The organism is Chitinimonas sp. JJ19 (assembly GCF_036961565.1).
Taxonomy (GTDB): domain Bacteria; phylum Pseudomonadota; class Gammaproteobacteria; order Burkholderiales; family Chitinimonadaceae; genus Chitinimonas.
On sequence record NZ_JBAMDD010000001.1, the window covers coordinates 498,473 to 518,951 of the forward strand.

The window sequence follows — 20,479 nt, forward strand, 5'->3', positions numbered from 1 at the left end:
ATAAACGAAGCGCCGGCCTAGAGTGCAGGCATGGAAACCACCCCCCACCCCTTGCCTGCAGGCGCCCGGATTGCTGTTGTCGGCGCGGGCATTGCCGGCCTTGCATCTGCCTGGTTGCTGGCCCGGCGCTATCGAGTCACGTTGCTGGAGGCTGGCGATTATTTTGGTGGCCATACCAATACGGTGGACGTGACCCTGGAAGGCCAGACCTATCCAGTGGATACCGGCTTTCTGGTACATAACGAGCTGACTTACCCCAATCTGATAGCCATGTTCCAGCATCTGGATGTGGCCGTGTTTCCCAGTGATATGTCTTTCGGCGTGTCCATCAGTGACCCTGATATCGAATGGGCCGGCACCAGCCTGGCTACGGTGTTTGCGCAGAAGCGCAACCTGTTGCGGCCTGCCTATCTGGGTATGCTGGCTGACATCATGCGTTTCAATCGCACCGCCCCGGCATACCTGGAAGAATCCCGCCAAAAAAGTTGGACACTGGGTCAGTTACTGGCTGCACATGGTTATGGCAAGCCCATGCGGGATTGGTATCTGCTTCCTATGGCGGCGGCCATCTGGTCGTCTTCCGTACAGGACATCCTGGGTTTTCCGGCGGAAACCTTCCTCCGCTTCTGCCTGAACCACCGTCTGCTGCAGGTGGCCGGTAGGCCGCAGTGGCGTACGGTACTGGGTGGGGCGCGGGAGTATGTAAAGAAGCTGCTGGAAGGGGTGCAGGACGCGCGCCTGGCCTGCCCGGTCAGCAAGATACAGCGCGATGAATTCGGCGTGTGCCTTACCTTGCCCGCTGGCGAGGAGCGGTTTGATGCGGTGGTGTTGGCATGCCATGCACCGACCAGCCTGGCCATGCTGGATGCAGACGACGCGGAGCGCCAGGTGCTGGCCGGTTTCAGCTATCAGCCCAACCGTGCCTTGCTGCATACCGATCGTCGCTTGCTTCCACGTCGGGAGAAGGTCTGGTCTGCCTGGAACTACCTGGCGGCAGCGGGTGATGCACAGGCGCGGCCGGTGGCGGTGAGCTATTTGCTCAACCAGTTGCAACCGCTGCCGTTCAAGACCCCTGTAGTGGTTACGCTGAACCCGCATACCGAACCTGCGCCAGACTCCTTGATTGCGTGTTTCGACTACGAGCACCCCGTCATGAATCAAGCAGCGATAGCGGCGCAGGCTCGATTGCCACAGATACAGGGGCGCCGCCATGCCTGGTTCTGCGGTGCCTGGGCAGGGTATGGCTTTCATGAAGATGGCTTGAAGTCCGCCCTGCGGGTTGCTCGCGATCTGGGCGTTACGCCTCCCTGGGAGGCGGTCTATGACTAAGCCGACAGAACAGGGAGCGATACAGTTTTGCCGGGGCAGGGTACTGCATGCCCGTAGCCGCCCGCGCCACAATCGTTTTGTCTACCCGGTTTTCTTCCTGCGCTTGCGGCTGACCGACACGGCAGGTTTGCGGGCGGCCAGTAGCCCCTGGTTTGGCTACCAGCGTGCGGGCCTGCTGAGTTTCCATGATCGCGACCACGGTGGGCGCGATGGCGGCAACCTGCTGGCCTGGCTGGATGGCCGTCTTGCGGCTGCGGGACTGCAGCGGCCCGATGGCGATGTCTGGCTACAGACCTTTCCCCGCCTGATGGGCTATGCCTTCAAACCGGTCAGTTTCTGGTTTTGCCATGACCGCAGCGGCGCGCTGACATTGCTGCTGGCCGAGGTAAACAACACTTTTGGCGAGCGACACCAGTACGTGCTTGTCCCGCCGGATGGTGGGGTGATCGATAACGATACCTTGCTGAGCTGCAGCAAGGTGTTTCATGTCTCGCCCTTCTGTGAGGTCAAGGGCAGTTATCGGTTTCGGATACGCCGGCACGGCGATCTGCATATGGCTGGCATCGACTATTACGACGACCAGCATCAAGCACGGCCCCTGCTCAAGACGGCGTTGTGGGGCAGGGCCGAGCCCTTGCGTGCTGGCCGCCTGCTGACCGCCGTACTGGCCATGCCCTTCATGACGCTGGGCGTGGTGGCAAGGATACATTGGCAGGCGCTACGCCTGTGGGGGAAGGGTGTGCCTTTCTTCCGCAAGCCCGCTGCGCCTGAGCGAGAAGTCACCCATAACATCGAGGTAATACGATGAACCGTAACGATCTGGCGCTGCCATACCGAACTGAAGGGCTACCGCTGAGTGCCCGACTTTTTGTTGGCATGCTGCAAAAACTATCATCGGGTTCGCTGACCCTGGTGGACCCCCAGGGTCAGGTTGCCCATTTTGGCATGCTCGGTGCCAGCCCCCATGCCGAGCTGCAGGTGCATGACTGGCGTGCCGCTGCTGCCATACTGCGGCAAGGCGATATCGGTTTTGCCGAGAGCTACAAGCAGGGTTGGGTGGACAGCAGCGATATGCTGGCCTTGTTCACACTGGCCCTGCGCAATGAGGCTGCCATGAGCCAGGCCGTCAACGGCCGCTGGTGGGCGCTGCTACTCAAGCGTCTGGCGCATCTGGTCTTGCGTGACAACAATCGTCGCGGTAGCCGTCGCAATATCTCGGCCCATTATGATCTGGGCAATCCTTTCTACCAGCTGTGGCTGGATCCCTCCATGTCTTATTCGGCAGCGCTGTTCCAGCCCGGCGCAGAGCAGACGCTGGAAGCGGCACAATGGGCCAAGTACGACCGCATTCTGGATCAACTGAATGCGGTACCGGGGCAAACAGTGCTGGAGATTGGGTGCGGCTGGGGGGGCTTTGCCGAACGTGCTGCCCAGCGTGGCCTGAAGGTGTATGGGGTGACCCTGTCAACCGAGCAACTGGCCTGGGCACAGGCACGTATGGCGCGCCTGGGGCTGAGCGAGCAGGTCAGCCTGACGCTGACCGACTATCGCGATATCGAGGGGCAATTCGACCATATCGTCTCCATCGAGATGGTGGAGGCGGTTGGGGAGCGCTGGTGGCCGACCTATTTTGGCAAGCTGGCCAGTTTGCGCAAGCCGGGCGGACGCGTGGTCATACAGTCCATCGATATCGTGGATGAGCGCTTTGAGAGCTACCGTAGCGGAACAGACTTCATCCAGCAGTACATCTTTCCTGGCGGCATGCTGCCCAGCCCGCAGCGCTTTGAGGCGCAAGCCCGTGCAGCGGGTCTTTCTGTCCTGAATCAGCTGGAGTTTGGCCTGGACTACGCGGCAACCTTGCGCCTTTGGCGCATGCGCTTTGAACAGGCGCTGGAGGCGGTACGTGCCCTGGGCTACGACGAGGCGTTCATCCGCCTGTGGCGCATGTACTTCATCTACTGCGAAGCGGGTTTCCGTGAGGGTAGAACCGGGGTAAGGCAATGGACACTGGCTTGATGCGACTGCTGCTGGTGCTTTTGTTGTCGGTTACCGCACAGGCAAGCTGGCGCGATGCCTTGCCTGGTGCGCGGATGGTAGGGCAGGGAGAGATGCGCTGGTTTGGTCTCAAGCTTTATCGTGCCGAACTGCTTAGCCACAGTGGTAAATACGATCCCCAGCAAGGCCACGCCCTGGTGCTGACCTATGCACGTAGCTTCAAGGCGGATCGCATCATTGATGCCAGCCTGGAGCAGATGGCGAGGTTGGGTGCGCCCAAGGCACGCTTTGACGATTGGGCTGCTCACATGCGACGCGGTTTTGTCGATGTCAGCGAGGGCGATGCCTTGGTGGGCGTGCTGCAGCCCGGCAAGGGCATACGCTTTTATGCGGGCGAACGGCTTACGGCTGATATTGATGACCCGGAGTTTGCCCGTTGGTTCTTTGCCATCTGGCTGGATGCGCGTACCAGCGAGCCTGGCCTGCGCAAGCAGTTACTGGGCGGCGCGCCATGAAAACCACCGGCCTGCTCGCCTACGCCGCACTAGGGTGGCCATTGGCGATGGCGGCCTTGCCGGTCTATGTGACTGCGCCTCAGTTCTATGGTGCGGAGCTGGGGCTCAACCTGGCCAGCCTGGGTCTGGTGCTGCTTCTGGCGCGACTGGTTGATACCGTTCAGGACCCCTGGCTGGGCCGACTGGTAGACGCCTGGCAGCATAAGCCTGCAGGCTGGCGGCGATTGATGCTGCTGGGAGGCGCTATGCTGGCGGCTAGTCTGTTTGCCTTGTTCACGCCGCCGCAACTAGCCAGTTGGGGCCTTCATGCCTGGCTGGCTGTCTGCTTGGTGGTGGTCTACACGGCCCACAGCCTGGTCAATATCTGCTACCTGGCCTGGGGCGCCAGGCTCACCGACGACGTGGATGCGCGCTCGCGGGTTACCGCATGGCGTGAGGCAGCGGGTCTGGCGGGGGTACTGCTGGCCTCGGTACTCCCGGTTTGGCTGGTGCAGCAGTATGGGGCGCGACAAGGCTACAGTTTTTACGCCTTGGTGTTTGCGGTCGTGCTGTTGCTGGCCCTGGCCTACACCCTGCGCTGCACCCCACAGCCCTTGCTGCCACCGAAACGGGCGGGCGCCGATTGGCGCTTGCTGCTGCAACCGCCGGCCATACGGCGGTTGATGCTGGTTTACCTGATCAACTCCCTGGCCGTGGCACTGCCCGCCACGCTGGTGCTGTTCTATATCGCCGATGTATTGCAGGCGCCTGCTGCTGCTGGCGGCCTGCTGCTGGTTTATTTTCTGGCGGGTGCCCTTACCTTGCCCTGCTGGGTACTGCTGGCCGACCGCATAGGCAAGGCCAGGGCCTGGTTGGTGGGCATGGTGCTCGGCAGCTGCGCGTTCTTCTGGGCGGCTAGCCTTGGGAGTGGCGATGTCTGGCAGTTTGGCGTCGTCTGCCTGCTGTCTGGCATGGCACTGGGCGCTGATCTGGCATTGCCGCCCGCCTTGCTGGCCGATCTGATTCCGTCTGGGCAGCGCCAGGATACCGGCCTTTACTTCGGCATCTGGGCCATGCTGGGCAAGCTGGCGCTAGCCTTGGCCGCCGGCTTGGCGTTACCCCTCTTGCATGGTCTTGGCTATGTGCCGGGCAGCCCTGCAGCTGCCGGTGCACTCGCCATGATCTACGCCGGTGTGCCTTGTGTGCTCAAGCTGTTCAACGGCTTGCTGCTCTTAGGCTGGAGCCCTGCATTCCGCCCTCAACCCCTGCCGGAGCCTACCCCATGAAACGCTTGCTGGTCCTGTTGCTTGCTGGTCTCCTGCTGGGCTGTGCCGGGGTGGATGTCAACCACTACGCACGCCAAAAGCCCACCCTTGATCTGCCCAGTTACTTCAACGGCACCATTGATGCCTGGGGCGTGTTTCAGAAGCGTAATGGTGAGGTGGCGCGGCGATTCAAGGTGGAAATGCGCTGTAGCTGGGTGGGCGACACGGGCACCCTGGATGAGCGTTTTGTCTACGATGATGGCGAGACGCAGCGGCGCGTCTGGACCCTTACCCGACAGGCGGACGGCAGTTGGCAGGGCCGTGCCGACGATGTGCAGGGTGTGGCGGTGGGCCGTGTGGCCGGTAACGCCCTGCACTGGACCTATACCCTCAAGCTGCCCGTAGATGGAACAGTTTATGAGGTGGCTTTTGACGACTGGATGTGGTTGCTGGATGAGCAGACCATGTTCAACCGTTCAACCCTGTCCAAGTTCGGCGTGAACCTCGGTGAGGTCTCGCTGTTCTTTCGCAAGCGGTCGTGAACATGGCCAGCATGAATCGACCGATACAGGACTGGCGCACGCAACGGGTGTGGCTGGTGGGCGCTTCCAGCGGGATAGGGGAGGCCTTTGCCCAAGCCTTGCTAGCGGCAGGGGCCAGGGTCGTCTTGTCTGCCAGGCGGGAGAGCGAACTGTGGCGGGTGGCGGGTTCGCATGAGCTGGCGGCGGTCGTGGCGTTTGACGCTGCCACCGAGGCAGAGTGGCCTGCGGCCCATGCCAAGGCGGAGGCCGCCTTTGGTGGCCTGGACCTGGTGGTGTTCCTGGCGGCGCGCTATGAGCCCCAGCGCGCCTGGGAGCTGGATGCTGCCGCCGCGGCACGTAGCTTTGAGCTGAATGTGCTGAGTGTGTACCGGGGTTTGACGCTGGTATTACCTGCCATGTTGGCCAAGGGCTGTGGCGGTGTCGCGCTGGTGGCCAGCGTGTCGGGCTATACCGGTCTGCCCAAGGCTTCGGTCTATGGCGCTACCAAGGCTGCGCTGATCAACCTGGCCGAGACGCTGTACTTTGACTTAGCACCCCGGGGCTTGGCCATCTACCTGGTCAATCCTGGCTTTGTCGCCACCCCCATGACCCGTGCCAACGATTTCAGCATGCCGGAGCTGATGACGCCGCAAGCCGCTGCCCAAGCCATGCTGGCGGGCATGGCGGCCGGACGATTCGAGATTCGTTTTCCCCGTCGTTTCACCAGCATGTTGTGGTGGCTGAGCAGGCTGCCCTATAGCTGGCGCTTTCCCTTGCTGCACAAGGTTACTGGATTATGAAACCCCGTTTTGAAGAGATCATCCGCTGGTTTGAATCGCTGACGCCGGCCAGCCTGACCGCCATCGCAAGCTGTTACGCCCCACAGGCGCGTTTCAAGGATCCGTTCAATGATGTGCGGGGCCTGCCTGCCATCGAACGTATCTACCAGCATATGTTCGAGACGCTAGAGCAACCCCGCTTTGTGGTGGAGAGCTGTATTGCCGAAGCAGAACGCGCTTTTGTTGTCTGGCGTTTTGAGTTTGGCTTGCGTGGGCGTGCCATGGTGATACGCGGTGGCTCGCAGCTGGAGCTGGATAGCCAGGGCTTGATCGTGCTGCACCACGACTATTGGGATGCCGCCGAGCAGCTCTATGAGCACGTGCCGGTGTTGGGTGCGGTGTTGCGCATGATCAAGCGAAGGCTGGCGATATGAGTGCATCTGACCAGCATGAGCACGGCTTGCAGATGCCGATTGGGGCGGTCGAGAAGGAAACCAGGGTATCCAAGGAGCTGCTGCGAATGTGGGAGCGGCGCTATGGCTTTCCTTTGCCCGACCGCGATGAGAGTGGTGATCGGGTCTACAGCCGGGAGACGGTGGAGAAGCTCAAGCTGATACGCCTGTTGATAGACCGGGGATATCGCCCCGGTCGGCTGATGAATATGCAGCTGGCGGCCTTGCGTGACTTGCAAGCAGGGGCGCCACGGCAGGGTGTGCCGGTGGCTGCGTCCCTGCCCGTGGGGCCTGGGGATGAGCTGGTTGCCCTGCTGCAGCAGAACGATGTGAACGGGATGCGGCGCTGGTTGAGCCAGCAACTGATAGACCATGGCTTGCGCAGGTTTGTGACGGTCAGCCTGCAGCATGCCAACCACGCTGTTGGCGCGGCATGGCAGCGAGGGGAGTTGGCCATCCATGCCGAACACCTTTACACCGAGCAAGTACAGATGATGCTGCGGCATGCGTTGCTGCAACTGCACCCGATGGGACAGGCACCACGCGTATTGGTGACCACGATGCCGGATGAGCCGCATCAGCTTGGGCTGCTGATGGCAGAGGTCATGCTCTGGCTGGAGGGGTGCTCCATCCTGGCTATGGGCACCGAACTGCCGCTGGCGGATATCGCCGCTGCAGCCATTGCCCACCAGGTGGACGTGGTGGCATTGTCCTTCAGCGCTGCCTATGGCGAGCAGGCGGCGCGCCAGATGCTGAATAGCCTGGCGGGCAGGCTACCTGATGGCATGCAGGTTTGGGCCGGGGGTAGCGGTGTGCGCCCAGACGACGGGCTGGCCAGCAGCATTCGTATCGTGCCCAGCCTGGACCAGATAGGTGCCTTGGCCAAGGCGTGGCGTATGGCACGATCGGTTTAGCGGTTTGGTGTGAGGCGGGGGCTTGAGCTTGGCATTCAGCCCCTTGCGCGCTATCCGCCAGCAGGTAAAGCCAGCGCCTTGGGCCACAGCAACCACACCTGTCCCTGCTGTTTCATGCGCCCGGCCAGTTGGCCGGCTTCATGGCCATAGCCCCAGAAGAAGTCTGCTCGTATGGGGCCGCGTATGGCGCCACCGGTATCCTGGGCCTGCATCAGCCGGGTAAGCGGCTTGCTGTCGTTGGGCCAGGTGGTGGCGAGATAGATGGGGCTGCCCAGCGGGACGAACTTGGGGTCTACCGCCACGCTGCCGCCATCCGTCAATGGTACGTTCAGCGCACCAATCGGGCCGCCGTCTGCGTTGGTCAGCAAGCGGAAGAAAACGAAGCTGGGATTGGTATCGAGCAATTCCTTCAAGCGCAGCGGGTTGGCCCGCGCCCAGGCTTGTATGCCCTGCATGGAGGCCTCGTGCGACTTCAGTTCTCCCTGGTCTATCAGCCAGCGGCCTATCGACTTGTAGGGATGTCCGTTCTGATCGGCATAGCCCACCCGTATGATGCTGCCATCCTCCAGTTTGATACGGCCGGAGCCCTGTATCTGCAGGAAGAAGGCTTCAATGGGATCATCTGCCCAGGCCAAGGCCAGGCCGGCTGTCGGTGCCTTGCCGGCATCGATATCACTACGGCTCCAGTAGGGTACGACCTTGCGGCCATCCAGACGGCCGCGTAGGCGCATACCTTTCAGCTCGGGGTAGAGCTCGCCCATGTCTATGGTCAGGAGATCATCGGGTACGCCATGGATGGGGGCACCGCCCGGCTTGGCTTCCCTGCTGCCCGTCAGCAGGGGTTCGTAGTAACCGGTGATCAGGCCGCTCTGGCTACCATCACTGCTTTCTACTCGCCACGGCTGGAAGTGCCGCTCATAGAAACCCCTTACCGTCGCATCATCGCGTGGATCGAGTGCCTGTGCTTCGCTGCAGATTTCCTTCCAGCCGGTACGGCTGGCCAGCCGCTTGCAGGAATTGAGCAAGGCTGGCCAGTTCTCCAGCAATCTGTCGCCAGGCCAGCCGGGCAGGGCGGTCCAATCTGCAGGCTGATAGCGGGCGGTGATGGGCACGGGCTTGCTGGGGGCTTCGGGGCACTGGCAATCGACAGGCTTGGTCGGTGTTGCGGTGACGGTTGGTGCGGGTGCTTGGGTGGCACAGCCAGCCAGCAAGGCCATCAGGCAGGAAGCAGTAAGGAGGCGGCGCATGGCGAATCGCGTTCTGGACAAGGGCTTGAGCTTACCGCAACTGGCTGGGTTATTGGGTACTTAAGCGCCACTAACCGGTACGCAGGATAGTTGCGGGCGTGCTGTGCACACCGTAATAAAAACAGGGTGCCTCGGCACCCTGTTTTTACTTTCAGTTCACCACAGGCTCTTTAGAAGTTGTGGTTGATGCCAACCTGGAAGCTGGTTGGATCGGAGCCGCGGGAGGTGTACTGCGCGCTCTGGATATCACCATTGGGGTGAGCCGCACCGCTGACATAGAAGTTGTAGGCCGCTTCGCTTTCGTTGGCGACCTTGGCTGCCGTGGCGAACAAGTTGGTGCGGGGGCTCAGTGTCACGACACCGGTCAGCTGAGCGTAGCGGGCGCCGGAGTTGGCCTGCTTGGCTCCGTGCATTTCGGCATCCAGGGCCTGGGCGTAGGTGGCGATCAGCTCGATCTTGGGGGTGACCTTATGGCTACCGGACAGTACCCAGGCGTCGCGTACATTGTCGCCATAGCCCAGCGCGCCGTTGTACTTGTTGACCTGGCGCTCAAACACCAGGCCTGCGCGCGTTTCGGGGCTGAAGTACATGCCGTAGGCGGCCTTGATGCCATAGGCGCTATCGAGGGCGCCACCCATGGAGTACGGGTCGTTGTCACGCATCATGGACAAGCTGGCGAAGACGCCCTTGTTCATGTAGTGGAAGGTCAGCTCGGCACCCCAGGAGTTGAGCTTGCGTTGGGCGGCCGAGTTGGTCAGGGTTTTGTCCAGTGCGTACTCGACACCCAGTTCGTCCTTGTTCTCACGCGTGTGGACGGCACCCAGCACGGTCAGGCCGTTCATGGCAGGGCTGCGGTACTGCACTACGTTGTTGTAGCGGTGGCCGACGAAGTAGAAGCCGTTCTGCACCGTGTAGGCACGGGCCTGATTCAACACCTGGGTGTTGAGTGCGCTACCTGGGGTAAACACCTGGGTCGCGGCGGTGCCCAGCGCGGCCTGCAGCGAAGCACCGGCCTGAACTGGATTGACACCGGAAGCAATCAGGGCGCTGGCGATCTGCGGGTTGCTCAGCAGTGCCTGAACGCCACCGCCAGCCTGAGCCAGGATTTGCGCTGGGGTCAGGCCCTGTGCATAGGCTGCGCCTATGCCATTGCCCAGCGTTGCGGCAATGGTGGCGTTAACGGGTGTGCTCTTGCCGATGGCAGCATCGACGATGGGGGCCAGGGTGGTGCTGAAGGTACGCTGGGCTACCACGGTATCGTTGGCGCCTACGGCCAGCGACAGCTGGTTGCTACCCAGCACGGCCAGGGCGGTGGTGTTGAGGCCGGTACGCAGCAGGTGCAGTTCGTTCGGCACATGCTTTTCGTAGTACATGTCCATCCGGCCCATCTGGATCTGGCCCCAGGAGCCGCGCAAACCGACAAAGGACGGGCGGTTGGCAAAGCGCGACGTACCGGTATGCGGCGAAGTGATCGCGGCATACCGGTTGTCCTGTGGTCCCAGGGCGGTGATCTTGCCCACGGTGGAGCAGCCACCGAAGCCGCAGCCGTCATCGGGCTTGATCTGGGTTTCAATCTGGAAGTAAGCGGTCAGATCGTCGTTGATCTCCTCACTGCCACGAAAACCCAGGGTGGAGGCACCGTCGGTCACGCGCATGCGGCGCTCGATATTCTGGTTGGCCAGGGTGGCGCCGGTTGCCGCAATGCTTTCGACGCCTAGCGTCATCTTGCCATAGACGGTAACGGGTTCTGCCGCCTGTGCCGAAGCGGCAAAAGCGCTGGCAAGGGCGAGTGCAAGCAGGCTGCGTTGCATGGTGTTCTCCACGTAATTCATCAGAGTAGACTGGGGGTAGTTTGAATATTTACTCTCGATTGTCTCAAGCCGAGCGCTTGCTCAGCAAGCTGCTTGTCATATTGTTGCTAAAGCGCTGCAATACTCTTTTGTAGTGCATTGAATCAAAAAGAAATAGCTGTTCTGTGATGTTGTCCAGCTGCTTCGGTGCCTCGCCTCAGCCTGCAGCCGGCATCTGCCCGATGCCTGCGGTTCTGCGTGACGGAGCGTGATGCCAGCCTGGCGCGGGCCTTTCGCATTTTTGCCCTGAGCGGGCTATAAAGAAGGCAGGCTTATGCATGGGGGTGGCAATGCACGATACCAATCTGCTCAAGAACCTGTACACGCTGCTGAATGAAGGCAAGCTGGATAGACCCAAGTTCTTCCAGATGCTGGCGCGCGTGGTGGTGCAGGAGGTGGGCTGCAGCCGGGGTAGTTTCTGGTTCTATGATGGCGCTTTGCAGGACAAGATCATCTGCGAGAGCCTGTATGACGCCAGCGACAACCAGTGGAGCAACGGCATGGTCCTGAGCGAGGACGACTATGCGCCGTATTTTGAAACCATGCGCGATATGCGCATGATAGTCGCTGGCGATGCGCGCCAGCATGCCGCAACCAGTTGCTTCAACGAGGGCTACTTTGAGCCATTGAATATCTACTCGCTGCTGGATGTGGGCATAGAGATGGATGGCAGCCAGATAGGCATAGTCTGCTGCGAGCAGACGGTGGAGATCAAAGAGTGGACGCAGACCGATGTGCAGTACCTCAAGCAGGTGGTGGCCATGGTGAGTCTGGCGCTTAAAAAGCTGGGCTGATAGGCTCTGTCCTTGTAGTTGGCTACGCCGCCTCCGGGCGGCGTTTGTTTTGCCGGTGCTGCCGGCCTTGCTTAACCTCGCTGTTTCCCTCGCAAATGCAAAAGAATCTCACTCGCCTTGGTGGTGGCCTGCTGGCTGCCTTGTTATTGTCCCCCGCACAGGCTGCTGGCATTGCCACCTGGAACCTGGCCTGGCTGCTGGATCAGGCTAGCCATAGCCGTTGGGTTGCCGCCTGCGATAGCGTGCAATGGCGTACCGCCAGGGAGCTTGAGCAGGAGGGCAAGGCCATGTCCGCATCCTTGCGGGGGCTGCCGTACTGTGACGTGCACAATGGCCTGGAGTATGGCAGGGAAGCCAAGTGCAAGGCGGAACTGGGCGAGGTGTACTACCAGCGTCCCAACCAGCAGGCCTCGTCCTGCCGGGTTGCGCCCGACCTGGCTGATTGGAAGCAGTATGAACGCAAGCTGCAAGGGCTGCGTGAGGGGTTTGCTGCCTTGGACAAGGCCGGCGTGACCTTGGTGGCACTGCAGGAAGTCAGCAACGATGCAGCCGTGCAAGCAGTCCTGCCTGAGGGCTGGAAGGTGCGGACTACGGCGGACATGCCCGGCGTGCCTGCCATGCCGCAGCAGGTAGGGGTGGCATGGAAGCCGGCTGGCATCAAGCTGGATACCGCGTCGATCAAGCCGGTGCTGGAATTGACCCTGGAAGGTGAGCGGCCGCTGCGGCCAGGCCTGACTTTCAGCGCCAAGCTCAATGGCAAGGCGACGGATTTCCTGCTGGTGCACCTTAAGGCGGGTTGCCGGTCGCAGCCCATGGATCAGCCAAGCGGACAAAAACCAAACCAGGCGTGCAGCGCCCTGGCACAGCAGACCACCTTGCTGGAGCGATGGATAGACGAGCGCGCGGGCAAGCGCTTTGTGGTGATAGGTGACTTCAACCGCAGTCTGTTGAGGGAGCGGGATAGCTACGGCACCAAGCCGCTGGTGCAGTTTGGCACGCGTGAGAATGCGGTTGTCTCGGCCATGCTGCCGGAATGGAACGACAACCAGCCTGAGGGCAGCACCATAGTGGTGCTGGATCATCTGCGCAAAGACGGTGAGGGTGGCGACGGGCTAGTGGCGGGTAGTTGGCACTGCGGTTACACCAAGGGCATAGACCATGTGGTCATCAGTGGCGCGCTGGCGGCAGATCTGGGCGATGCCGAGCGGATTGTGCGCCCTATGGGCTTTACGCTGGATGGCAAGCCTCTGGCAGTGCGTGATCCTTCTGTGGTGGCGCCGTCCGATCACTGTGCCCGTTATGTAAGCCTGGACTGACAATCAACCCTGGGCCGGTGCCTGCGCTGACTTGAGCGGGCACCGGCCCGGTTTTCTTGGCACAAGCGCGCTTGATGAATGAACGAATGTTCGTTCATGATTTGATAAGGAGGATATCAAGCATGAGTACAAAACAAAAGCTGCCGCGCTCGGACAAGACTGAGCTACGGCGTTTGCACATATTGGACGCTGCACTGACTTGCTTTACCCAGCATGGCTTTCACCAGACCAGCATGCGCGACATCGCCACGGCGGCTGGGGTCAGCCTGGGCAATCTGTATAACCACTTCAGCGGCAAGGAGGCCTTGATCATTGAGATTGCGGCGCTGGAAGCCGCTGAGTTGCAACTGCTGATCGAAGGCTTGAGGACGGAGCCCGACGCTATTGCGGCGCTGGACGTATTTGTACGGCGCTACCTAGCCAATTGCATGCAGCAAGAGACCGTGGTGCTGACCATAGAGGTCATGGCCGAGGCTGTGCGCAATCCGCGGGTGGCGCAGCACTTTGCCGACAACCGCCGGTATCTCGCGGTTGCCCTGGCGCATGTGCTGCAACATGCCGCCGATACGGGCAGTGCGCCTGGTGTCTGGCAGGCGGCGGAGGCCGCCGAGGCGGTGCTGGATATCATAGAGGGCGCGGCATTCCGTACTGTGCTGCTGCCTGGTACCACCGCGCCAGCCACAGTGGAGACCGTGTTGCGTGCCGTGCAGGCCTTGCTGGGTGTAAGGAGGCAGCATGCGTAATGCAACTGAATCAGCGCGCCTGGATGGATTGGATCTGGCGCGCTTTTTGGCGTTTGCCGGCATGCTGTTGGTGAATTTCAGGCTGGCGATGATGGGCCCAGTAACAGAGCAGGGCTGGAGTAGCTGGTTTGACCTGCTGGAAGGGCGTGCATCGGCTACCTTTGTCACCTTGGCCGGTGTGGGCCTGAGTGTTGCGGCCGCACGTGGTGCATTTGACGCACTGCGCTTGGCCACCTGGCGTCGGGCTGCCTTCCTGCTGGTGCTGGGGCTACTTAACTACAGCGTGTTCGTGGCCGACATCCTGCATTACTACGCTTGCTACTTTGCCCTGGGCGTATGCTGCCTGGGCTGGCGCAACCGTAGCCTGCATATCCTGATCGGCCTGCTGGTAGCGGGGTTTGTGGTGCTGGCCTGTCTGTTGGATTATGGCAAGGGCTGGGACTGGGCTAGCTTGGGCTATGTCGACTTTTGGACTCTGCCAGGGTTTGCGCGCAACCTGCTGTTCAATGGCTGGCACCCTTTGCTGCCTTGGCTGGCCTTCTTTGTACTGGGTATACGGCTGGGACGCCTGCGACTGGACGACGCGGCCACACAGCGTCGATTGATGACCTGGGGGGCGCTGGCCATGGTGCTGGCCCACGGGCTTTCAGCTGGTTTGCGTAGCCTGCTGGCTGCACATCCAGGCTTGCATGGCTTGCTGGGTACGGCGCCAATACCACCTGTGCCGCTGTATATGCTGGCGGGTGGTGGGGCAGCTTGCCTGGCGCTGGGGGCGTGCCTGTGGCTAGGGCAGCAGTTGGCGCGGCGACCAGGTATGGCGCGCAACTGCCTGGCCTTGCTCACTTGTACTGGTAGGCAAACGCTGACCCTGTATATCGCGCATATTCTCCTGGGCATGGGCATTCTGGAGGCACTAGGCATGCTGGGCAGCCAGTCGCCGCAGTCGGTGCTGCTGGCGTCTTTGCTGTTCTGCACGGGTGCCGTACTCTATGCCAATCTATGGTCGCGCTGGTTTGAACGTGGCCCCATGGAGATGCTGATGCGCAAGGTGGCCGGCTAGCGGCGTATGATTGCGGTATCGACTACCCGCTGGCCAGAGCACGCTATGCCTCACGATTTCTCTGACGACGAACTGCTGCGCTACAGCCGCCATATCCTGCTGGATGAAGTTGGCATCGAGGGCCAGCGCAAGCTGGCCGATGCCACGGCCTTGATTATCGGGGTGGGTGGGTTGGGTTCGCCCGCCGCGCTCTATCTGGCGTCTGCTGGGGTGGGCCATTTGATGCTGGCCGATGCGGACACGGTGGAACTGACCAATCTGCAGCGGCAGATCGTGCATCGGCAGGATAGCTTGGGGCTGAGCAAGGTTGACTCTGCCCGCCAGACGCTGGCCGGCATCAATTCTCAGGTACGGGTAGAGCCCATGGCCCTGCGGCTGGCTGGCGAAGCCTTGATGGAAGCGGTGGCCAGGGCTGATGTGGTGCTGGATTGCTCTGACAACTTCCCCACACGCCATGCGGTCAACCGGGCCTGTGTGGCACAGGGCAAGCCCTTGGTGTCAGGGGCAGCGGTGCGTTTTGATGGGCAGTTTGCGGTGTTTGATACGCGTGTGGCGGATAGTCCCTGCTACCGCTGCCTGTTCCCCGAGGAAGGCGAGGCCAGCGATGGTCCGTGTGCCACATTCGGGGTGTTTGCACCTCTGGTCGGCATTATTGGTGCCATGCAGGCGGCCGAGGCACTGAAGCTGCTGGTGGGTATGCCCGATACCCCGCTAGGCAAGCTGGTGACGCTGGATTTGCGCAGCCACAACTGGCGCACCTTGCGCTTCAAGCGCGATACCGCGTGCCCGGTCTGCAATGCTGCGCGCGGCTAGCCATGCCGCGCTGCGATTTGACGTCAAGCACCTGCAGTAGTCGCACCACGGGGTGCCAGTACGAGGCAAGGCTGGGTTTGCACGGGATCGCTGGCGGGTTGTGCCGGTAGCCTAAGGTGGGGTGGCACGCCCTGAAGCGGTTTGACGCTCAGTCGGCCTCGTTATAATTCAGGCTGGCCTTGGCGGCCTGGTATTCGTTGGAGTCTCGCGCCTGCACAAAGGCCTGCCAGATGGCTTTGACGCGCTTGGGGTCGGCCTTGTAGCGCTGGTGCGATACCACCAGGTAAGTGGGGTATTCCTGGAACGAGATGGGCAGCCGCTCAATGGTGGCGCCGAAATCAGCCACCTCCTTGAGCAGGGGGTCGGCTACCGGTGCCTGCAGTATCGCGCCATCAACCATGCCGGCCGATACCTTACGCAGTATCTGGTAGGGCTCCTTGTCGGTCTCGTCTACCTGGGCACCCATCTGCTTGAGCATGCGTGCTGCGACAAAGCCCGGCTGCACGGCAATAGGTTTACGCTGGCCCATCACCTTCTGGCCATCCCAGCCCAGCGTGCTGGCGCGGTTGCGGTAGAGCGGAAAGCGGTCGATATACAGCCTTTGGGTCGTGTCGGGCTTGCAAGGCTCGCCTGGGTATACGCCAATCTCGCAACGTTCCTGCAGAAAGCCTGCACCTACCACGCCATCCATGATGCCGCTCTTGACATCAGCCAGGCAGCGCTTCCAGGGTAGCCATACCAGTTCGATACGGGCATCGGCACGCTTGGCTGCCAATTTGGCCATGGTGGCGTAGAGACCTTCGCGGTCTTTCATGATCCACGGGTAGGTTTCGTTATCCTCGTGGCAGAAACGCCAGGTCGCCTCGGCCGCCGAGGCGCCAGACAAGGTCAGGCAGCACACGATAGGCAGCAGCAGACGAGAGAGTGACATGGCGTTCTCTAAGATGTTTGAATTTATATATTAGCCTAATCTTTCATAGCTGGCAGGTCGAGTACCGCTCGTGCATTTTTGCTGGTGGCCTGGGCCAGGCTGGCGGGGTCCATGCCCCGCAGTTCGGCCAACAGGCTGGCTATGCGCGGCAGGTAGGCTGGCTCGTTGCGTTGCTGATAGGCCCACTCGGGTGAGATATCTGGGGCGTCGGTCTCTAGCACGATGCTGTCTAATGGCAGGGTGGCGGCCAGCCGGCGGATATTGAGGGCGCGCTCGAAGGTAAGGTTGCCGCCAAAGCCCAGTTTCATGCCCTGCGCTATATAGGCATCTGCCTGTTGCGGGCTGCCGTTGAAGGCATGCGCTATGCCGCGCCGTATGCCAAAGCGCCGCAACTGCTTCAGAACCTGATCCTGCGATTTACGTACATGCAGCAGCACCGGCAAGTCAAAGTCGCGGGCCAGCTTGAGCTGGGCGGCAAACAGCTCGGTCTGGCGGTTGGCATCCAGGCCCGGCACAAAAAAGTCCAGGCCTATCTCGCCCACGGCGACCGGGCGCTCGGCTTCGATCAAGGCTTGTAGCGCAGGCAGGTGGGCATCCCGGTGGCTGCGCTCGTAGATGGGATGGAAGCCCAGCGCAACCGGGCAGCCATAGCGCTGGCGCATGGCGAGCGTGGCGGGAATGGTATCCAGCGAGATGGCGGGCACGACCAGCGTATGCACGCCACCATCACACGCCCGCGCCACCACAGCATCGCGGTCAGCGTCGAACTCGGGGGCGTCAAGGTGGCAATGGGTATCGATAAGATCAAGCATGGCGCTACTGTAGCGCGGCTGGCTGCCCTTGGGCAGCGGGCGTTGACCGCAGTCGGGTATTGATGGCGGCACGGGCTTGGTCGGGCCTAGAATGAAGTTACCTGATAGCGCTTTGCCTAACGACCATGTCACAAGCCGATACCAGCCTGAAAGCCCTGAAACTGGATGCTTTCGACCTGCTCAATACCCCCAGCCTGCGCGCCAAGCTTGATGTGAGCGAGGCGCTGACTGAGCTGGATGGTGCCGAAATCGGCCATCTTGCCACCCAGCTCAAGGCATTTGCCCTGCCGGCGGGTACGGTGCTGTTCAAAGAGGGCGAGGCCGCCGGCTATATGGGTATGGTGCTCGATGGCCGCTTGATCGTGACCAAGCGTAACGATGAGGCCTCGGGCAAGCCCTTGTACAGCATGTCGGCAGGCAAGGTGTTTGGCGAGATGGCCATATTGGATGGCGAACCACGCTCGGCCACGGTGATGGCGCCGGTGGATACCCAGATTGCCCTGTTGTCACGCGAGGCGTTTGACCGCTTGTGTGTTGAGCGGCCCGTCATAGCGCTCAAGATACTACGCCGCCTGGGGCGCTTGCTGTCGCAACGCCTGCGGCGCACCAGCGGCCTGCTGGTCGATTATCTACCTTAGCGACCTTGGCGCCTGCCCGCTGTGCGGTACTGGTGCGTAAGCAGGCTGGCTATGCACCTTGGCAGCGCCAAATCGCCCTGGCATTCCCCTAAAACCGCCTTGTTCAGATGGCACGGCCATTGCTGGGTAGCTGCTGCCATCCACAATAAGGAGACAAGGCATGAGCTACACCCGGCTGCTGAAAGCCATGACAAGCAGCGACCCGCGCGATCTGAATCAGGACGAAGCACGCAGCCTGTTTGCGGCCATGCTGGATGGCGGCATACCCGATTTTGAGCTGGGTGCCTTGCTGATGGCACTGCGTCTCAAGGGCGAGCACGTTGATGAGCTTGATGGCGCAGCCGAAGCCCTGGCGGCGCGTACGGCCAAGCTGGCGGGGGGCGAGAAGCCGGCCGTGGTACTCCCCACCTATGGTGGTGCACGTGGCTTTCCCAACCTGACCCCGTTGCTGGCCTTGCTACTGCGGCGGTTTGAAATACCGGTGCTGCTACACGGCGAACTGGATGGCCACGGGCGGGTAGCGACTGCCTATGTGTTGCGCGAGCTGGGCATCATGCCAGTGGCGAATCTGGCGCGGGCTGATGAAGTATTGGCGCGCGAAGGGCTGGTGTTCGTGCCTGTTGGGGCGCTGGCGCCGGGGCTGGCGGGTCTGCTGGCTCTGCGCGCCCGCCTGGGCGTGCGGCACCTGGGGCATCAGGCGGCCAAGTTGTTGCAAGCGTTTGACGATGGCCGGGCGCTGACCGTGATAGGCGCCACCCATGCCGACCGGCTGGAGCGCTTTCGGCTGATCTGCCTGGGCCGCAGGCGTCGCGCCTTGGTACTGATGGGCACCGAGGGGGAGCCTTTTGCCGACCCGCGCCACCGACCCGAGATAGACCTGCTGCGCGATGGTGAGCAGGAAATATTGTTCCGCGCTGAAAATGGCTCGTTCAGCCCCACCGGCATACTGCCGGCCAGCCTGGATGCCGCCGCAACGGCGCGCTGGATACAGGCCGTGTTGGCGGGTGATGTGCCGGTACCCACACCCATTGTGAATCAACTGGCCTGCTGCCTTTATGGCATAGGCTATGTCGACGATATGAATCAGGCCAAGGCCATTGCAGCGGTGGAGGTTGGCGTGCTGGCGCAGCGGCGGCGAGTAGCCTAAGCGTCTGTTCACGATTTTTTCACACCGTCGTTCCGGGCATGCCCGGAACCCGGACGAGAACCTGTAGGGCTGGCCCGGAGAGAGTCATGTACTGCGTTGGACGCCCTGGTATTAACCCGTTCTTGCCTGCGTCGGTCGCCTTGTACTCGACCCTCTCTGGTCCGCCGCTGGGTGTCCGCGGCGTTTAATCGATGTATTCGAACAGGGTGACGACTTTCTCCACCCCGGCAGTCTGGCTGGCAATGTCGGCTGCGTCGCGGGCTTCCTGCTGCTTGACTGAACCCATCAGGAACACCTGCTTGCGCTCGCTGATGACCTTGACGTGCATGGGCGAGAAACGCTTGGCATCCATCATGCGGGCCTTGACCTTGGTGGTCAGAGCAGTGTCCGAGCCACGGGAGGTGATACTGGATGGCAGCATTACGGCGATCTCGTTGTAGACCTGTTTGACGTCCTGGGTCTCGCGGGCCATTTTTTCCACCTCGGCGCGGGTGGTGTCGTCAGGCACTTCGCCAGTCAACAATACGCTGCGGTTGTAGCTGGTGATGTTGACGTGGCTCAGTGTGCCGAACTTGGCCGCGATGCGATCAGCAATCCGGCCTTGTATCTGTTGGTCGTTCCAGATGACTGAGGTGGGGCGGCGATCCTGCGAGACAGCCACGCCAGTGGCGGCACCAGCTACCACCAGCGGGAAGCAGGCGGTCAGCTGGCTAGCGGCCAGCAGGGCTATCGTCAGGGCGGTCAGTCGCTTGGTCATGGGGCTTATTCTCCGTCTAGCAGTATGCAGTCTATGGCATCGCACAGGCTGTGGATCAGCAGGGCGTGGACTTCCTGCACGCGTGCAGTACGCATGCTGGGGACGTTGAGTTGGATATCGTCGCCGGTCATCAGTTCGGTCATCTTGCCACCATCCTTGCCGGTCAGCGCAATCACCGTCATTTGCCGCTCGTGCGCGGCGTGCACCGCTTCGATCACATTGACCGAATTACCTGAGGTGGTGATGGCCAGCAGCACATCGCCCGGTTGGCCCAGTGCGCGCACCTGCTTGGAGAACACCAGGTCGTAATCGTAATCATTGGCGATGGCGGTGATGGCCGAGGTATCGGTGGTGAGCGAGAAAGCCGCCAGACCGGGGCGCTCTTTTTCGAAGCGGCCCACCATTTCGGCCGCAAAGTGCTGGGCGTCGGCAGCCGAGCCACCGTTGCCGCAGGCCAGAATCTTGTGATCAGCCATCAGCGCCGCCACCATGCGCTCGGCGGCGACTGCCACCGGGGCAGAGAGCAGCTCGCGAGCGTCTTCCAGCGTGGCGATGCTGTCGAGGAAGTGCTGGTTGACGCGGTCTATCAAATCCATATCGGGGAATCTTTCGCTACGGTATT

General features: G+C 61.5%; 22 protein-coding genes. 16 read left to right on the forward strand and 6 right to left on the reverse strand.

All coding sequences use genetic code 11. The annotated features are described in order from the left end of the window. Positions 1 to 30: 30 nt before the first annotated feature. The 9 genes from V7714_RS02210 to V7714_RS02250 are packed head-to-tail and all read left to right on the forward strand — an operon-like array spanning position 31 to position 7,749. Positions 31 to 1,329 carry an NAD(P)/FAD-dependent oxidoreductase gene (locus V7714_RS02210; RefSeq protein ID WP_335387670.1) on the forward strand — a complete coding sequence of 433 codons (1,299 nt, stop codon included), beginning with the start codon at positions 31 to 33 and terminating at the stop codon, positions 1,327 to 1,329. Beyond that, entirely contained in the window at positions 1,322 to 2,137 is an 816-nt protein-coding gene (locus V7714_RS02215; protein WP_335387672.1) for a DUF1365 domain-containing protein, read from the forward strand. Before V7714_RS02210 ends, V7714_RS02215 begins: the two co-directional genes overlap by 8 nt. After that, positions 2,134 to 3,345: a cyclopropane-fatty-acyl-phospholipid synthase family protein gene (locus tag V7714_RS02220; RefSeq protein ID WP_335387674.1), complete on the forward strand. Its 1,212-nt coding sequence runs from the start codon at positions 2,134 to 2,136 to the stop codon at positions 3,343 to 3,345. The genes V7714_RS02215 and V7714_RS02220 overlap by 4 nt, the downstream gene beginning before the upstream one ends. Next, a complete protein-coding gene (locus tag V7714_RS02225; protein WP_335387676.1) occupies positions 3,345 to 3,839 on the forward strand; it encodes a chalcone isomerase family protein in 495 nt (164 codons plus the stop codon). Before V7714_RS02220 ends, V7714_RS02225 begins: the two co-directional genes overlap by 1 nt. Continuing rightward, positions 3,836 to 5,104 carry an MFS transporter gene (locus V7714_RS02230; RefSeq protein ID WP_335387678.1) on the forward strand — a complete coding sequence of 423 codons (1,269 nt, stop codon included), beginning with the start codon at positions 3,836 to 3,838 and terminating at the stop codon, positions 5,102 to 5,104. Before V7714_RS02225 ends, V7714_RS02230 begins: the two co-directional genes overlap by 4 nt. Next, complete coding sequence (locus tag V7714_RS02235) at positions 5,101 to 5,625, forward strand: DUF3833 domain-containing protein (protein WP_335387680.1); 525 nt, start codon at positions 5,101 to 5,103, stop codon at positions 5,623 to 5,625. The genes V7714_RS02230 and V7714_RS02235 overlap by 4 nt, the downstream gene beginning before the upstream one ends. An 11-nt stretch (positions 5,626 to 5,636) precedes the next feature. After that, on the forward strand, positions 5,637 to 6,404 hold the full coding sequence (locus V7714_RS02240; RefSeq protein ID WP_335387683.1) for an SDR family NAD(P)-dependent oxidoreductase: 768 nt from the start codon (positions 5,637 to 5,639) through the stop codon (positions 6,402 to 6,404). Beyond that, positions 6,401 to 6,817: a nuclear transport factor 2 family protein gene (locus V7714_RS02245; protein WP_335387686.1), complete on the forward strand. Its 417-nt coding sequence runs from the start codon at positions 6,401 to 6,403 to the stop codon at positions 6,815 to 6,817. The genes V7714_RS02240 and V7714_RS02245 overlap by 4 nt, the downstream gene beginning before the upstream one ends. Continuing rightward, positions 6,814 to 7,749: a MerR family transcriptional regulator gene (locus V7714_RS02250; protein ID WP_335387688.1), complete on the forward strand. Its 936-nt coding sequence runs from the start codon at positions 6,814 to 6,816 to the stop codon at positions 7,747 to 7,749. The genes V7714_RS02245 and V7714_RS02250 overlap by 4 nt, the downstream gene beginning before the upstream one ends. A gap of 50 nt (positions 7,750 to 7,799) precedes the next feature. Here V7714_RS02250 and mltA read toward each other — a convergent pair whose 3' ends face one another. Together mltA and V7714_RS02260 are read right to left on the reverse strand one after the other, a co-directional pair. Further along, entirely contained in the window at positions 7,800 to 8,996 is a 1,197-nt protein-coding gene (gene mltA / locus V7714_RS02255) for a murein transglycosylase A (RefSeq protein WP_335387690.1), read from the reverse strand. Between the two features lie 170 nt (positions 8,997 to 9,166). After that, positions 9,167 to 10,807, reverse strand: coding sequence for a porin (locus V7714_RS02260; RefSeq protein ID WP_335387692.1), 1,641 nt, complete (start codon positions 10,805 to 10,807; stop codon positions 9,167 to 9,169). A gap of 329 nt (positions 10,808 to 11,136) precedes the next feature. Between V7714_RS02260 and V7714_RS02265 the strand changes: the two genes are divergently transcribed. From V7714_RS02265 to V7714_RS02285, 5 genes are all read left to right on the forward strand, one after another. After that, positions 11,137 to 11,640 (forward strand): GAF domain-containing protein, encoded by a 504-nt coding sequence (locus V7714_RS02265; protein ID WP_335387694.1) that lies wholly within the window; start codon positions 11,137 to 11,139, stop codon positions 11,638 to 11,640. Between the two features lie 95 nt (positions 11,641 to 11,735). Further along, on the forward strand, positions 11,736 to 12,956 hold the full coding sequence (locus V7714_RS02270) for a hypothetical protein (RefSeq protein WP_335387697.1): 1,221 nt from the start codon (positions 11,736 to 11,738) through the stop codon (positions 12,954 to 12,956). 122 nt (positions 12,957 to 13,078) lie between these two features. Beyond that, the gene (locus V7714_RS02275; protein WP_335387700.1) at positions 13,079 to 13,699 is read left to right on the forward strand and encodes a TetR/AcrR family transcriptional regulator; all 621 of its coding nucleotides are present in this window, start codon (positions 13,079 to 13,081) and stop codon (positions 13,697 to 13,699) included. Continuing rightward, positions 13,692 to 14,759 (forward strand): DUF418 domain-containing protein, encoded by a 1,068-nt coding sequence (locus tag V7714_RS02280; protein WP_335387702.1) that lies wholly within the window; start codon positions 13,692 to 13,694, stop codon positions 14,757 to 14,759. The genes V7714_RS02275 and V7714_RS02280 overlap by 8 nt, the downstream gene beginning before the upstream one ends. Before the next feature lie 45 nt (positions 14,760 to 14,804). Then, complete coding sequence (locus V7714_RS02285; protein WP_335387704.1) at positions 14,805 to 15,572, forward strand: HesA/MoeB/ThiF family protein; 768 nt, start codon at positions 14,805 to 14,807, stop codon at positions 15,570 to 15,572. Positions 15,573 to 15,720: 148 nt separating this feature from the next. On the opposite strand, the gene V7714_RS02290 is transcribed toward V7714_RS02285, so the two are convergent. Both V7714_RS02290 and V7714_RS02295 read right to left on the reverse strand, forming a co-directional pair. After that, positions 15,721 to 16,503 carry a substrate-binding periplasmic protein gene (locus tag V7714_RS02290; RefSeq protein ID WP_335387706.1) on the reverse strand — a complete coding sequence of 261 codons (783 nt, stop codon included), beginning with the start codon at positions 16,501 to 16,503 and terminating at the stop codon, positions 15,721 to 15,723. A 35-nt stretch (positions 16,504 to 16,538) separates the two neighbouring features. Then, complete coding sequence (locus tag V7714_RS02295; RefSeq protein ID WP_335387709.1) at positions 16,539 to 17,315, reverse strand: TatD family hydrolase; 777 nt, start codon at positions 17,313 to 17,315, stop codon at positions 16,539 to 16,541. A gap of 125 nt (positions 17,316 to 17,440) precedes the next feature. Between V7714_RS02295 and V7714_RS02300 the strand changes: the two genes are divergently transcribed. Both V7714_RS02300 and ybiB read left to right on the forward strand, forming a co-directional pair. Beyond that, positions 17,441 to 17,953: a Crp/Fnr family transcriptional regulator gene (locus tag V7714_RS02300; RefSeq protein ID WP_290332783.1), complete on the forward strand. Its 513-nt coding sequence runs from the start codon at positions 17,441 to 17,443 to the stop codon at positions 17,951 to 17,953. A 160-nt stretch (positions 17,954 to 18,113) separates the two neighbouring features. Then, a complete protein-coding gene (ybiB, locus tag V7714_RS02305; RefSeq protein WP_335387713.1) occupies positions 18,114 to 19,100 on the forward strand; it encodes a DNA-binding protein YbiB in 987 nt (328 codons plus the stop codon). A gap of 184 nt (positions 19,101 to 19,284) precedes the next feature. On the opposite strand, the gene V7714_RS02310 is transcribed toward ybiB, so the two are convergent. Together V7714_RS02310 and V7714_RS02315 are read right to left on the reverse strand one after the other, a co-directional pair. Next, positions 19,285 to 19,857 carry a BON domain-containing protein gene (locus tag V7714_RS02310; protein ID WP_335387715.1) on the reverse strand — a complete coding sequence of 191 codons (573 nt, stop codon included), beginning with the start codon at positions 19,855 to 19,857 and terminating at the stop codon, positions 19,285 to 19,287. A gap of 5 nt (positions 19,858 to 19,862) precedes the next feature. After that, positions 19,863 to 20,453: a phosphoheptose isomerase gene (locus V7714_RS02315; protein ID WP_284196409.1), complete on the reverse strand. Its 591-nt coding sequence runs from the start codon at positions 20,451 to 20,453 to the stop codon at positions 19,863 to 19,865. Between the last annotated feature and the right edge of the window lie 26 nt (positions 20,454 to 20,479).